Origin of the sequence: Streptomyces sp. NPDC007084 (assembly GCF_040703595.1) — a bacterium.
In the GTDB taxonomy this organism is placed as follows: domain Bacteria; phylum Actinomycetota; class Actinomycetes; order Streptomycetales; family Streptomycetaceae; genus Streptomyces.
In genome coordinates, this window is sequence record NZ_JBEYFY010000004.1 from 191,422 (window position 1) to 204,139 (window position 12,718).

The 12,718-nt window shown below is 70.8% G+C and carries 13 protein-coding genes and 1 pseudogene; 9 read left to right on the plus strand and 5 right to left on the minus strand.

Annotation, left to right across the window (positions count from 1 at the left end):
- Position 1: 1 nt before the first annotated feature.
- Positions 2–262, plus strand: a complete 261-nt coding sequence (locus AB0912_RS05875; protein WP_366696698.1) for a hypothetical protein — start codon at positions 2–4, stop codon at positions 260–262.
- 104 nt (positions 263–366) lie between these two features.
- A complete protein-coding gene (locus tag AB0912_RS05880) occupies positions 367–1,089 on the plus strand; it encodes an SAVMC3_10250 family protein (protein ID WP_366696699.1) in 723 nt (240 codons plus the stop codon).
- A 164-nt stretch (positions 1,090–1,253) separates the two neighbouring features.
- Here AB0912_RS05880 and AB0912_RS05885 read toward each other — a convergent pair whose 3' ends face one another.
- A complete protein-coding gene (locus tag AB0912_RS05885) occupies positions 1,254–2,672 on the minus strand; it encodes an ATP-binding protein (RefSeq protein WP_366696700.1) in 1,419 nt (472 codons plus the stop codon).
- Between the two features lie 370 nt (positions 2,673–3,042).
- On the opposite strand from AB0912_RS05885, the gene AB0912_RS05890 reads away from it, so the two are divergent.
- Both AB0912_RS05890 and AB0912_RS05895 read left to right on the plus strand, forming a co-directional pair.
- On the plus strand, positions 3,043–3,312 hold the full coding sequence (locus tag AB0912_RS05890) for a type II toxin-antitoxin system Phd/YefM family antitoxin (protein ID WP_203182255.1): 270 nt from the start codon (positions 3,043–3,045) through the stop codon (positions 3,310–3,312).
- Entirely contained in the window at positions 3,305–3,568 is a 264-nt protein-coding gene (locus tag AB0912_RS05895) for a type II toxin-antitoxin system RelE/ParE family toxin (RefSeq protein ID WP_144381307.1), read from the plus strand. The genes AB0912_RS05890 and AB0912_RS05895 overlap by 8 nt, the downstream gene beginning before the upstream one ends.
- Positions 3,569–3,701: 133 nt before the next feature.
- On the opposite strand, the gene ychF is transcribed toward AB0912_RS05895, so the two are convergent.
- A complete protein-coding gene (gene ychF, locus AB0912_RS05900) occupies positions 3,702–4,790 on the minus strand; it encodes a redox-regulated ATPase YchF (protein ID WP_366696701.1) in 1,089 nt (362 codons plus the stop codon).
- A gap of 197 nt (positions 4,791–4,987) precedes the next feature.
- On the opposite strand from ychF, the gene AB0912_RS05905 reads away from it, so the two are divergent.
- Complete coding sequence (locus tag AB0912_RS05905) at positions 4,988–5,638, plus strand: DUF6542 domain-containing protein (RefSeq protein ID WP_366696702.1); 651 nt, start codon at positions 4,988–4,990, stop codon at positions 5,636–5,638.
- A 158-nt stretch (positions 5,639–5,796) separates the two neighbouring features.
- On the opposite strand, the gene ppgK is transcribed toward AB0912_RS05905, so the two are convergent.
- The gene (gene ppgK, locus AB0912_RS05910; RefSeq protein WP_366696703.1) at positions 5,797–6,546 is read right to left on the minus strand and encodes a polyphosphate--glucose phosphotransferase; all 750 of its coding nucleotides are present in this window, start codon (positions 6,544–6,546) and stop codon (positions 5,797–5,799) included.
- 140 nt (positions 6,547–6,686) lie between these two features.
- Positions 6,687–7,697 (minus strand): annotated as a pseudogene (locus AB0912_RS05915) (4-hydroxy-3-methylbut-2-enyl diphosphate reductase); the annotation flags it as partial.
- A 102-nt stretch (positions 7,698–7,799) separates the two neighbouring features.
- On the opposite strand from AB0912_RS05915, the gene AB0912_RS05920 reads away from it, so the two are divergent.
- The 4 genes from AB0912_RS05920 to AB0912_RS05935 all read left to right on the plus strand — a co-directional run bounded on the left by AB0912_RS05920 (position 7,800) and on the right by AB0912_RS05935 (position 11,983).
- Positions 7,800–9,212: an APC family permease gene (locus AB0912_RS05920; protein ID WP_366696704.1), complete on the plus strand. Its 1,413-nt coding sequence runs from the start codon at positions 7,800–7,802 to the stop codon at positions 9,210–9,212.
- Positions 9,213–9,550: 338 nt separating this feature from the next.
- A complete protein-coding gene (xseA, locus tag AB0912_RS05925; RefSeq protein WP_366696705.1) occupies positions 9,551–10,759 on the plus strand; it encodes an exodeoxyribonuclease VII large subunit in 1,209 nt (402 codons plus the stop codon).
- Positions 10,760–10,768: 9 nt separating this feature from the next.
- Positions 10,769–11,053: an exodeoxyribonuclease VII small subunit gene (locus AB0912_RS05930; protein ID WP_366696706.1), complete on the plus strand. Its 285-nt coding sequence runs from the start codon at positions 10,769–10,771 to the stop codon at positions 11,051–11,053.
- Between the two features lie 339 nt (positions 11,054–11,392).
- The gene (locus AB0912_RS05935; protein WP_366696707.1) at positions 11,393–11,983 is read left to right on the plus strand and encodes a malonic semialdehyde reductase; all 591 of its coding nucleotides are present in this window, start codon (positions 11,393–11,395) and stop codon (positions 11,981–11,983) included.
- 198 nt (positions 11,984–12,181) lie between these two features.
- Here the strand turns inward: AB0912_RS05935 and AB0912_RS05940 are convergent, their stop codons facing one another.
- A complete protein-coding gene (locus tag AB0912_RS05940) occupies positions 12,182–12,700 on the minus strand; it encodes a DUF4245 domain-containing protein (protein WP_366696708.1) in 519 nt (172 codons plus the stop codon).
- Positions 12,701–12,718 lie beyond the last annotated feature (18 nt).

The window sequence follows — 12,718 nt, forward strand, 5'->3', positions numbered from 1 at the left end:
GGTGACCGCGCACACCGCCACCAAGATCGCCCGTCACCTCGGCCGCCTGCTGTGCGGGCACCTCGCCCTGGCTATGGCGTCCACGGCCGCGGTCACCGTCCTCGGCGCGCACTCCCACCGCCCCGCGCTCTACGCACTGTGGGCCGCGCTCCCCCTCACCGGCGCGGCATGGGCTGTCGCGCGGGCCACGGAGAAACGCCGCATGCTGCACGAACGAAACGCCAGCACGGCCGACCCCACCGACTGGACGTCCGCCGCCTGAACCGGCGCCGCCCGCCTCCGGCCGAAAGACCTCCGGCCGAAGACCCCTGCTGAAAAGATGACCGCGGGGCACGGATACGCGAATCGGGGGCCACAGTGCGCGAGTTGATCTATCTGTCGGACGGCAAGCTGCGCCAGTTCCTGCCGAGCCGCCGCGTGCCCAGGACCGGCGCCCTGAAGCTGGCGACACCGTTCGGCGGGATCGACATCGACGCTCCGGTCGCCGACGGGGAACAGGATCGGCTGCGCCGCCTGGACCAGGTGGACCGGCACCTGAACCGGACGGCGCGTTGGTACGCGGAGCCGGATCTGCGCCCGGGCCAGTGGGTCCAGTTCGAGGCACCGCTGCGATGCGTCACGCTGAACGGGGCGTACCGGAACCTCGTGCTGTTCAGCGACCCGGCGCCCGGCGAGGTCCCGGCCCACGAGACCGACTGCCGGCTCCTCCTGCACGGCTCGGCGCACCACCTGCTGGGACTGTCCCCCGTACCGGTCGAGGGACCGGTCCTGGAAGCCATCGGCGGCGGCGACAGCTCGTCGGGGACGACCTTCCTCACCCACGCCGGCCGCGCGGTCGAGGCACTGTCTGCGACCCCTCCCCCGGCACCGGACCCCTCGGACCCCGAGGACCCCGCCGACCCGCCGACCCCGCACGCGGGCGTCCGCTCCCTGCTGGCGGCCCTCGACCACGCGCCCGAACTGGCCGGAACGGCAACGTGGATGCGGGGCCTGGCCCGCGTCACGATCCCCCTCGAAACCAACGCCACCGCCCCCCGCTGCCTGGTCGCCAGCCCCCTGACGGTCGAGGCTGCCCACGACTTGCCGTGAACGACATGCATGCCGTACATGACGTGCATGACGTGGACGGTGTGCGTGACGTGCACGGTGTGAACGATCGGAGGCCCGTGTCTCCCCAGGTAGCGAGCGCCGCCACTTCGCGACCGCCGCACAACAGTGCCGTCAACGGCCCACGTCCAAGGGCGATCCGCCCCTCACAGCGGCCAGGCGGTCAGCAGATCACCGGGGCCGTAGCTTGCGTCGAGGCCCGGAGACTCCACGCCGCTGCGCGAGACCGCCACGACCGGAACAGGTTCGTCGGTGAGGGCGGCACGGTGGCGACGCAGAGCCGCCAGATCATGCCGGTCGAAGGGCGACTGCTCCAGCCACTTGATGGAGCCGACGAAGAACAGCTCCCTGGCGACGGGGGCGCGGTCCGCCCCGACGATATCGATCTCCACATCGTTGGTACGGGTCCAGTAGCCGCCCACCGCGGGGGCTGCCGCGAGCTGATCGTCGGGCAGTATCCGGGCGAGCGCCTCACGGATGAGCGGCTCGACCGCCCGACCGCGCCAGCTGGTCCAGCTCTCCCGGACCCGCGCCAAGGCCAGATCGCCCCGCCCTCGCTCGATCTCCTCCATGGAGGGGCCGAGCAGGTGCAGCCAGAACCGGAGGTAGGGATCTGCCACCCGGTACCGGCGGTCCTTCGACGGACGCGGCGATACGGGCAGCTCCGCGGCGACGATCCGCTTGCCCGTGAGCAACTCCAGCGCTCGTTGCAACGGCGTGGCCCCGATTCCGCCTGCCGCACGAGCGATGTTGGTGAAGGTCCGCTCACCACTGCCGATGGCCGCCAGCACCGTACGCGCCTGAGCCTGCGGGGGAAACTCGGCAGCCAGTGAACGTTCGGCCGACACCAGCAGGGCCGAGACCGGGTCGCTCAGCGCCTCACCGAGGAAGTCCCACAGCCCCGCACCCCGCGGCCACTGCGCGCAGATCAGCGGCAGCCCGCCGGTGACCAGCGCGGCGTCGAAGGCTTCCGCCGGCTCCAGCCCGAGCATCCGCCCCACCTCGGCGGGGTTCAGCGGTCCCAGCACCATCTCCCGGCCGCGCTGGTGGAAGGGGCGTCCGTAGCTGTTCAGCGCCTCCATCATGGACAGATCGGAACCGATGAGGACCAGCAGCACCGGCTTGGTCTCCAGTACCCGGTCCCAGGCCCGTTGCAGCATCCCCTCAAAGGCGCCGCCGGCGTCCATCAGGTACGGCACCTCGTCGATGACCAGCACGCTCGCCCGGTCGGCGGGCAGCGCCGCGGCCAGCACGTCGAACGCGGCGTCCCAGCTCTCCGGCCGTGCGGCGGCCACCAGCCCCGCCAGGGGCAGCGTCGACGCTTGGGCGTCCCGGGCCAACCGCGCCAGATCACTCCTGGGGGACGCACCGGTCGCCGCGTAGAACAAGAACGGAGATCCGGAGTGCTCCGCGAACCGTTCGACCAATCGCGACTTGCCCACCCGGCGCCGCCCACGCAACATCACGCACCGACCCGGCCGCTCCCCGCCCACCCCTGCCGCCACCTTCTGCAGCTCTCGCTCCAGCGTCGCCAGTTCCTGCCGTCGGCCCACGAAATCCACCACCTCCGCCGACCTCCACCCATGAAACTAACAACAATGTTAGTAACCTAAGGGTTAGCATGCCCCCTGTGCCAGCACTCATCCAGCACCGCGACAGCGAAGGGGCCGACCCCCGGGGGAGCCGACCCCTTCTGACCCGCACGCCTGACGAGTCACTTAACGCGCAGTAATGAACTGATCACACATTAAAGCGGAACATGTAGTACAGGGCTGCGACCTGCGGAAACATCGGTTTCGAAGCCTGTATCCCGCACGGATCCAGCACGGTGCGAGTTCATCCAGTGCATCCAGCACGCGGAGCCGAAACGAAGGAAGCCACCCGCCATCCCCATTCCCGTTGTGTACACATGGGACACTCGGTACGCTTGAGCGCATGACACAGCCGCTGCCCATAGAGACCATCCGCGACGTGCGCGCACATTTGGCGGAGGTCGTGGAGCGCGCCGATCGCGATGACGTACCTACTGTGATCACGCGCCGCGGCAAGGAAGTCGCCGCCGTCGTCTCGATCGAGGTACTCCGCAAGTACCAGGAGTGGGAAGAGCGCGAGATCAACCGGATCATCGACGAGCGCATGGCCAACCCCGCCCCCGGCATCCCGATCGAGGACATCATGAGGGAGACGCTGGCGCGCAGTGAGTGAGTACCGAACCGTCTTCCGCCCCGAGGCGCAGGCCGAGCTTCGGAAGATCCCACGCGAGATGGCACTGCGCATCCTGGCCAAGCTGACCGAGCTGGAAAGCGATCCGCTCGGCTTCAACACCACCGCACTCGTGTCCCAGCCAGACCGCCGGCGCCTTCGGGTCGGCGACTACCGCGTCGTCTACACGATCGACAACGGGGAACTGGTGGTCTGGGTCGTTCACGTGGGGCACCGGTCCACCGTTTACGACACCTGACCACCGCTGACCACACGTCAGAATATCCAGCACCCATCCAGCACGGGGATGACGAAGGGATCGGAGTCGACAGAGCCCGATCCCTTCTGACGTGCATGTTTGACCTAATGCCTAACATGTAGTAATCGAACGGCTACACGTTGAAGCGGAACTCCACAACATCCCCGTCCTGCATCACATACTCCTTGCCCTCCATGCGGGCCTTGCCCTTGGCTCGGGCCTCGGCTACCGAGCCTGTTTCGACCAGGTCGGCGAAGGAGATGACCTCGGCCTTGATGAAGCCCTTCTGGAAGTCCGTGTGGATGACTCCGGCGGCCTCAGGGGCCGTGGCGCCCTTCTTGATGGTCCAGGCGCGGGATTCCTTGGGGCCGGCCGTCAGGTAGGTCTGGAGGCCCAGCGTGTTGAAGCCGACCCGGGCCAGCGTGGCGAGGCCCGGCTCCTCCGCGCCCACCGACTCCAGCAGCTCCAGCGCGTCCTCCTCGTCCAGCTCCGCCAGGTCCTGCTCCAGCTTGGCGTTGAGGAAGATCGCCTCGGCCGGGGCGACCAGCGCGCGCTGCTCGGCCTTGAAGGTCTCGTCGACCAGCTCGTCCTCGTCCACGTTGAACACGTACAGGAACGGCTTCGTCGTGAGCAGGTGCAGGTCGTGCAGCAGTTCCTCGTTGCCGGAGCCCTGGACGATGCCCGCCGAGAAGAGGGTGTCGCCCTTTTCCAGGATCTCCTTGGCCGCCTCGACCGCCGCGACCTTGGGCGCGATGTCCTTCTTGATGCGCGACTCCTTCTGGAGGCGCGGCAGGACCTTCTCGATCGTCTGGAGGTCGGCGAGGATCAGCTCGGTGTTGATCGTCTCGATGTCGTCCTTGGGCGAGACCTTGCCGTCGACGTGCACGACGTTCTCGTCCTTGAAGGCGCGGATGACCTGGCAGATCGCGTCCGACTCGCGGATGTTCGCGAGGAACTTGTTGCCCAGCCCCTCGCCCTCGCTGGCGCCCCGCACGATGCCCGCGATGTCGACGAAGTCGACCGTCGCCGGCAGGACGCGCTGCGAGGAGAAGATCTCGGCCAACTTGGTCAGACGGGGGTCGGGGACGCCGACCACGCCGACGTTCGGCTCGATCGTGGCGAACGGGTAGTTGGCCGCGAGCACGTCGTTCTTGGTCAGGGCGTTGAACAGGGTCGACTTGCCGACATTGGGCAGACCGACGATTCCGATCGTGAGCGACACGTTGCGACTTCCCGTACGAGAGGATGGGCGAAGGGCCCTCGGAGAGCGCGGGCCGATCCACCAGTCTACGGCGTGCCCCGGCGCCTCCCGGCGAGGTATCGAACGCATGGCCAAGGTCTTTCCATGGCCCCGCATTCCGCCGCTCCCCGGCGTGTCCGAAGAGCCGTTCCACACATAAAACGACCTAAGTTGGTCCGGTGGAGCAACACAGGACGCACGCCCCCCAGTACCGACCGCGACGCGGCACACCCGTCCCGGCGCAGGCCGGGCGAGCCACCGCAGACGGTGTCCGACGGGGCTCCCCGGCGGTACGGAAGCCCGCCGGCACCGGTGCGCGGACCGCGCGGCGACTGCCGAACCCCCGCCTCACCGGCCTCGGCAGCGGACTCTTCTGCGGCGCGTCGATGTTCGTCCTCGCCTGCCTCGACCAGCTCCTCCTCGGCGGCTCCCAGGCCGTCTACGGCGTGCTGTTCCTGCCGGTGTGCCTGCTGACCGCGCTGTGGGTACGGCCCGGCGACCTGGTCACCGCGCCCGTGGTCGCGCCGATCGCCTTCACCCTCGGGCTGCTCCCCGTGGCCGACGCCGGCGACGGTGGGATCAGCGGGCGCTTCATGGGCCTGGTCACCGCCCTCGCCCTCCAGGCGGGCTGGCTGTACGGCGGCACGCTGGTCGCCGGTCTTGTCGTACTCGTCCGCCGTGTGCGGCTCATGGCCCGCCGGGCCGCCCGGCGCCGGGCCCTGACGGCGGCCGCCCAGGCGGGACAGCCCTCGAAGAAGGAGAAGGCGGGAGAAGCGGAAGCGCCGGCTCCGCGGGGCAGTGGGCCTCAGGTGGGGCGACAGGCCCGCTGACCGGGAGCCCGAGTCGGACGCCGAGCCGCCGAGTCGGCTGTCATCGAGCGGGCGCCGGGCCGCCGAACCGGCCGTCATCGGGCGGGCGCCGGCCACGCTTCCCCGAGGGGTCGGGGACCACTTGAGACTCCGGCCGGCGCGCCGCCAGCGCGCCCCCGCTACCGCGCCACCTTCGCCGCCCGCATGGCCGCCCCCACGATCCCCGCGTTGTTCTGAAGCTGCGCCGGGACGATCTCCGCGGTGATGCCCTCGATCAGCGGCAGGAACTTGTCGGCCTTGCGGCTCACGCCGCCGCCGATGATGAACAGCTCCGGCGAGAACAGCATCTCCACGTGGGCCAGGTACTTGGTGACGCGGCGCGCCCAGTGCTCCCAGGTCAGCTCGTGGTCCTCCTTGGCCTTGGTGGAGGCCCGCTTCTCGGCGTCGTGGCCGTTCAGCTCCAGGTGTCCCAGCTCCGTGTTCGGGACCAGCTCGCCGTCGATGAACAGGGCGCTGCCGATGCCGGTGCCGAAGGTGAGGAGGATGACCGTGCCGGCGCGGTCCTTGCCGGCGCCGAACTGCATCTCCGCGACGCCCGCCGCGTCCGCGTCGTTCAGCACGGTCACCGGCAGGCCGCCGATCCGCTCGCCGAGCAGGGCTCCCGCGTCGGTGTCGATCCAGGACTTGTCGACATTGGCGGCCGTACGGATCGTGGAGCCGCCGGTCACCACGCCCGGGAACGTGATGCCGACCGGGCCCGACCAGCCGAAGTGGTCGATGACCTCCTTGACGCCGTCGGCCACCGCGTCGGGCGTCGCCGGATGCGGGGTGAGCACCTTGAAGCGCTCCTCCGCGAGGTCCCCGCGGTCAAGGTCCACGGGGGCACCCTTGATCCCGGATCCGCCAATGTCCACACCGAAGATCTGCATGGCCCCACGTTACGTCGTGGGACTGACGGTCACTCCCCGGACGTACCACCCGAGGCACCGGCGGGGGCAGCAGCGGACGTATCGGCGGAGGCGCCGACGGACGTATCGGCGGAGGTGCCGACGGACGGGCCGCCGGTCTTACCCGCTGACGTTCCACCCGTGCGCTCCGCCACCAGGGCGGCCGCCTCGGCGCGCAGGTCGCGGCGCAGTTCCTTGGGCAGCGAGAAGGTGATGGACTCCTCGGCGGCCTTGACGATCTCCACGTCCTCGAAGCCGTGCCGGGTGAGCCACTCCAGGACCTGCTCGACCAGGACGTCCGGGACGGAGGCGCCGGAAGTGACGCCGACCGTGGTCACGCCGTCCAGCCAGGCCTCGTCGATCTCGTCGGCGAAGTCCACGAGGTAGGCCTCGCGGGCGCCGGCGAGCTTGGCGACCTCGACGAGCCGCACCGAGTTGGAGGAGTTGCGCGAGCCGACGACGATCACCAGGTCGGCCTCGGCGCCCATCTGCTTCACGGCGAGCTGACGGTTCTGCGTGGCGTAGCAGATGTCGTCGCTCGGCGGGGAGATGAGCAGCGGGAACTTCTCCTTGAGGGCGTCGACCGTTTCCATGGTCTCGTCGACCGAGAGGGTGGTCTGGGAGAGCCAGACGACCTTGGAGGGGTCGCGGACCTCGACCTTGGCGACGTCCTCGGGGCCGTCGACCAGGGTGATGTGGTCGGGGGCCTCGCCGGAGGTGCCGATGACCTCCTCGTGGCCCTCGTGGCCGATGAGCAGGATGTCGAAGTCGTCGTCGGCGAACCGGACGGCTTCCTTGTGGACCTTGGTGACCAGCGGGCAGGTCGCGTCGATGGTGGCGAGCTTGCCGGCGGCGGCCTCGTCGTGGACGGCGGGGGCCACGCCGTGCGCCGAGAACATGACGATGGAGCCCTCGGGGACCTCCGCCGTCTGCTCGACGAAGATCGCGCCCTTCTTCTCCAGGGTCTGCACGACGTACTTGTTGTGGACGATCTCGTGGCGGACATAGATCGGGGCCCCGTACTGCTCAAGGGCCTTCTCGACGGCGATCACGGCACGGTCCACGCCCGCGCAGTAGCCCCGGGGGGCGGCGAGCAGGACACGGCGGCCAGTCGAAGCAGTCATGGCACCCATCGTAAGGCCGTACCCGGCGGGTCAAAGATCGCCTCCTTGGGGAGACCGGCGAGACTGGGGAAGCCGGGAGGGGTGGGGCCCGCACAAACCTCGGGAGGCACGATGTCCGACACGCGGACCACCGACGGCTCCGCGCCCGCCGGCCACGGACTGCGGCGCAGCCTGGGCTTCCGCGACCTGGTCGTCTACGGGCTGCTGTTCATCGCCCCCATGGCGCCGGTCGGCGTCTACGGGACGCTGGACGCGAAGTCGCACGGCGCGGTCGCGCTGGTCTACGTCGTCGCGACGGTCGCGATGGCGTTCACCGCTTTCAGCTACGCGCAGATGGTCCGGGTGGTCCCGCAGGCGGGCTCGGTGTTCGCCTACGCGCGCGCGGGGCTGGGCAAGGAGGCCGGGTTCATCGCCGGGTGGATGGTGATGCTGGACTATCTGCTGATCCCGGCCGTGGCCTATCTGTTCTCCGGTATCGCGATGAACTCGCTGGTCCCGGACGTCTCCCGGTGGGTGTGGACCGCGCTGGCCGTCGTCATCACGACGTTCCTCAATCTGTGGGGGGTGCGGACCGCCGCGCGGGTCGGTTTCCTGGTGCTCGCGCTGGAGATCGTGGTGCTTCTCGTCTTCGTCGTGTCGGCGGTCGTGATGCTCGCGCGCGACGGCGCCCATCGCGACTGGCTGTCCCCCCTGGCGGGTGACGGGACGCAGGGCGCGTTCGCGCTGTCGGCGGTCATCGGGGCCGTGTCGGTGGCGGTCCTGTCGTTCCTCGGCTTCGACGCGATCGCCTCCTTCGCGGAGGAGGTGACGGGCGGTTCGCGGAAGGTGGCCCAGGCGGTCCTGTTCTGCCTGGCGCTGACGGGCGTGCTGTTCGTGGCGCAGACGTATCTGGTGGCGCTCCTTGAGCCGCTGTCGTCCGCGCGGCTCGCCGCCGAGCCCGGCAAGCAGGGGTCGGCCTTCTACGACGCGGTGGACGCCTCGGTGGGCGACTGGCTGCACAACCTGGTCGCGGTCAGCAAGGCGATCGGCGCGGCCTTCGCGGCGCTCGCGGGCCAGGCGGCGGCCGGGCGGCTGCTCTTCGCGATGGCCCGCGACCGGCGGCTTCCCCGGGCGCTGGCCCGGACGGACTCCGGGGTGCCGCGGGCGGCGCTGGTCTGCGCGGCGGTGATCACGCTGGTCGCGGCGGTGTGGGCGGCCCGCCGCGACGACGGCCTCGACAAGCTGGTCTCGGTGGTCGACATCGGCGCGCTGACCGCGTTCACCCTGCTGCACGCGTCGGTGGTGGGCTGGTTCGCCGTACGCCGCCGGAGCGGGCCGCCCGTCTGGTGGCGGCACGTCGTCGTCCCCGTCCTCGGTGCGGCCATCACCATCGCCGTGATCGTCGAGGCCTCGGGCACATCCCAGGTGGTCGGCGCGATCTGGCTGGCCATCGGCCTGACGGTCCTGCTCACCCAGCGGGGCCGCCGGGAAGACGGGGGGATGGACGCGGGGGCGGAGGCCGAGACGGGGGCGGGGGCGGGCTGAGGGAGGGGGGCTGAGGGAGGGGGTCGGGGTAGCGACCCCGGCTGCGGGCGTACGGGAGTCGGCGGACGGGAGTCGGCGGACGGCGGTCCCGGGTGGACAGCGTCGCCTGGGGCCCCTGATCGGTCGGGGCCGCCGCCCGGGGCGTACGGCGATGCCGGCACCCCGGGCGGCCTACGAACCCGGCACCCCTGGCATGCGCCCGGCGGACCCGGCGCCTCTGGCAGGGGGCCCGGCGTCTCGGCCGGCCGAGGTACCCACGCACCCCTCCCCCACAAGCCCCGGAGCCGTCCCGTGCCGGAGGGGAGGGGATGTCGGTGGGGGCCACTACGCTCGGGCGCATGGCTCTCAATACGTCCGCGGACGCTCCGCTGCCCGTCGGTGAGGTGTCACGGCTCATCGGGGGATGGATCGACCGGCTCGGCGCGGTCTGGGTCGAGGGGCAGATCACCCAGTTGTCGCGGCGCCCCGGCGCGGGCGTCGTCTTCCTGACGCTGCGCGACCCGTCGTACGACATCTCGGTGAGCGTGACTTGCTTCCGGCAGGTGTTCGACGCGGTCGCGGACGTGGTGAGCGAGGGCGCCCGCGTGGTGGTCCAGGCGAAGCCGGAGTGGTACGCGCCGCGCGGCCAGCTCTCGCTGCGGGCGACCGAGATAAAGCCGGTCGGCGTGGGCGAGCTGCTCGCCCGGCTCGAACAGCTCAAGAAGTCGCTGGCGGCCGAGGGGCTGTTCGCGGCCGACCGCAAGAAGCCGCTGCCGTTCCTGCCGCAGCTCATCGGGCTGGTCTGCGGGCGCGCCTCGGCGGCCGAGCGCGACGTGCTGGAGAACGCGCGGCACCGCTGGCCCGCCGTCCGCTTCGAGGTGCGCAACGTCGCCGTGCAGGGCGTCCACGCGGTGCCGCAGGTCGTACAGGCCGTGAAGGAGCTGGACGCGCACGAGGACGTGGACGTGATCGTCGTGGCGCGCGGCGGCGGCAGCGTGGAGGATCTGCTGCCGTTCTCCGACGAACAGCTCGTCCGCGCGGTCGCGGCCTGTCGTACGCCGGTGGTGTCGGCCATCGGGCACGAGCCGGACAACCCGCTGCTGGACCACGTGGCCGACCTGCGGGCGTCCACACCGACCGACGCCGCCAAGAAGGTCGTTCCCGACGTGGGCGAGGAGTTCGAGCGGGTGCGGCTGCTGCGGGACCGGGCGCGCCGCAGCGTGCGGGCGTTCGTGGACCGCGAGGAGCGTGGTCTCGCGCACGCGCTGGCCCGGCCCTCGATAGAGGACCCGCACCGGATGATCGACGTGCGCGACGACCAGATGGCGGCGCTGCTCGACCGGGGGCGGCGCACGCTCGGGCATCTCCTGGACCGCGCGGACTCGGAGCTGACGCACACGCACGCGCGCGTGGTGGCCCTCTCCCCCGCGGCGACCCTCCAGCGGGGTTACGCGGTGTTGCAGAAGGCCGACGGGCACGTGGTCCGCGACCCGGCGGAGGTCACGGCGGACGAGACCCTGCGGGCGCGGGTCGCCGAGGGTGAATTCACGGTTCGAGTCGATGCATAGGGTGGGCGCATGACCAGCAAGGTGGACGAGGCGCTCGGGTACGAGCAGGCGCGGGACGAGCTGATCGAGGTCGTACGCCGTCTGGAGGCGGGCGGTACGACCCTGGAGGAGTCCCTGGCCCTGTGGGAGCGCGGCGAGGAGCTGGCCAAGGTGTGCCGGCGCTGGCTGGAGGGCGCGCGGGCCCGGCTGGACGCGGCCCTGGCCGAGGAGGAGGCCCGGGAGGGCGAGGAGACGGGCGGCACGGGCGGCACCGGCGGCACGCGCGGCACGGCGGAGGACGCCGGCAGCCGCTAGCCACCGACGCGACCTGGCGTGACGTGACCTACGTCGGCGGGGCGCTCCCTGCGCAGGGGACGCCCCGCCGGCGCACGTTCCGCACCGCGCCGCACACATCCCGCGCCCCGCCGGTGCGTATCCCCACGCCGGAGGCACGCCGACCGACCGACACCGCGCACCTCACACAGCCCACCGCGCGCCGCGCACAGCACACCGCGCGCCGCGCACAGCACACCGCCCCCTGTGAAGCTGATCACCCCACCCCCGGTTTTGGTTGAACTTTAAACCTATGAGCCGTACATTCAGTGCTGCCCACAGATCCCCCACGGATCCACGCACGCACCGAGAAGGTTTGCCATGTCTCTCGTCCTTGACCCCGCCGCCCAGGACCTGCTGTTCCGCGAGGCCCGTACCGCGAACACCTTCACCGACGAGCCGGTGACCGACGAGCAGGTCCAGGCCATCTACGACCTGGTCAAGTTCGGCCCGACCGCCTTCAACCAGTCGCCGCTGCGCATCACGCTGGTCCGCTCCCCCGAGGCCCGCGAGCGCCTCGTGCGGCACCTCGCCGAGGGCAACCAGGCGAAGACCGCGAGCGCCCCGCTGGTCGCGATCCTCTCCGCGGACAACGAGTTCCACGAGGAGCTGCCGGCCCTGCTGCCGCACTTCCCCGCCGCCAAGGACATGTTCTTCTCCGAGCGCCCCGCCCGGGAGAGCGCCGCCCTGCTGAATGCCGCGCTCCAGGCCGCGTATTTCATCATCGGCGTCCGTGCCGCGGGTCTCGCCGCCGGCCCGATGACCGGTGCCGACTTCGCCGGGATCCAGAAGGAGTTCCTGGACGACGACCACACCCCGCTGATGGTCGTCAACATCGGCAAGCCCGGTGAGGACGCCTGGTTCCCGCGCTCCCCGCGTCTGGCGCTCGACGAGGTCATCACCACCGTCTGACCCGGCGCAGCACACCGCCGCCGGACGACCGGCCGATTGCCCGATCGACCGACGGACCGGCAGAACCGTACGAGGAAGGGCCCCGGCACACCCGCCGGGGCCCTTCTTCGCTGTCCCTCGCTGTTCCGTCGTTGTCTCTCGTTGTCCCTCGTTGTTCGCGGCCGTACGCGCTCGCGCCCTCGCCCTCGGCCTCCAGGGCTACGACGTCTTGAGGGACCGCGCCATCTTCGTCAGCGCCTCGAAGGAGCCCGTGCCGGTCACCACCGTCGTGGACCGCTTCTCCTTCAGGACGAGGGCGTCGTAGTGGTCGCCCTCGTAGCGCTGCCACGTGCGGTCGCCGATGCGCTGGGTCACCTTGGTCGCCCGCGCGCCCTGGCTGGCCGAGTCGATGAAGACGGCCGGGCGCTGAGTGGACTGCTCGACCGCCACGTACTGACCGTCGGGGTCCTGGAAGCCGAGGTGCCAGACATCGAACTCGCTGCCGTCGTACCGCACCGAGGTCGGCTTCCACGCGTCCGGCAGCCCGGCCGGAGCCGCCACCGGATAGCTCGCCGCCCGGCGCGCGGTCAGCAGCTCGACCCGGTAGTCGACGCGCTGGATGTCGGGCGCGGAGTCGTCGTGCGGGATGAAGATGTAGATGACGCCCGCCATGAGCCCGATGAGGCCCAGGGAGAGAATCATGTCCCGGACCGACTGCTTGCCTTTCGTACCTGCCACGCCCCTATCGTCGCAGGT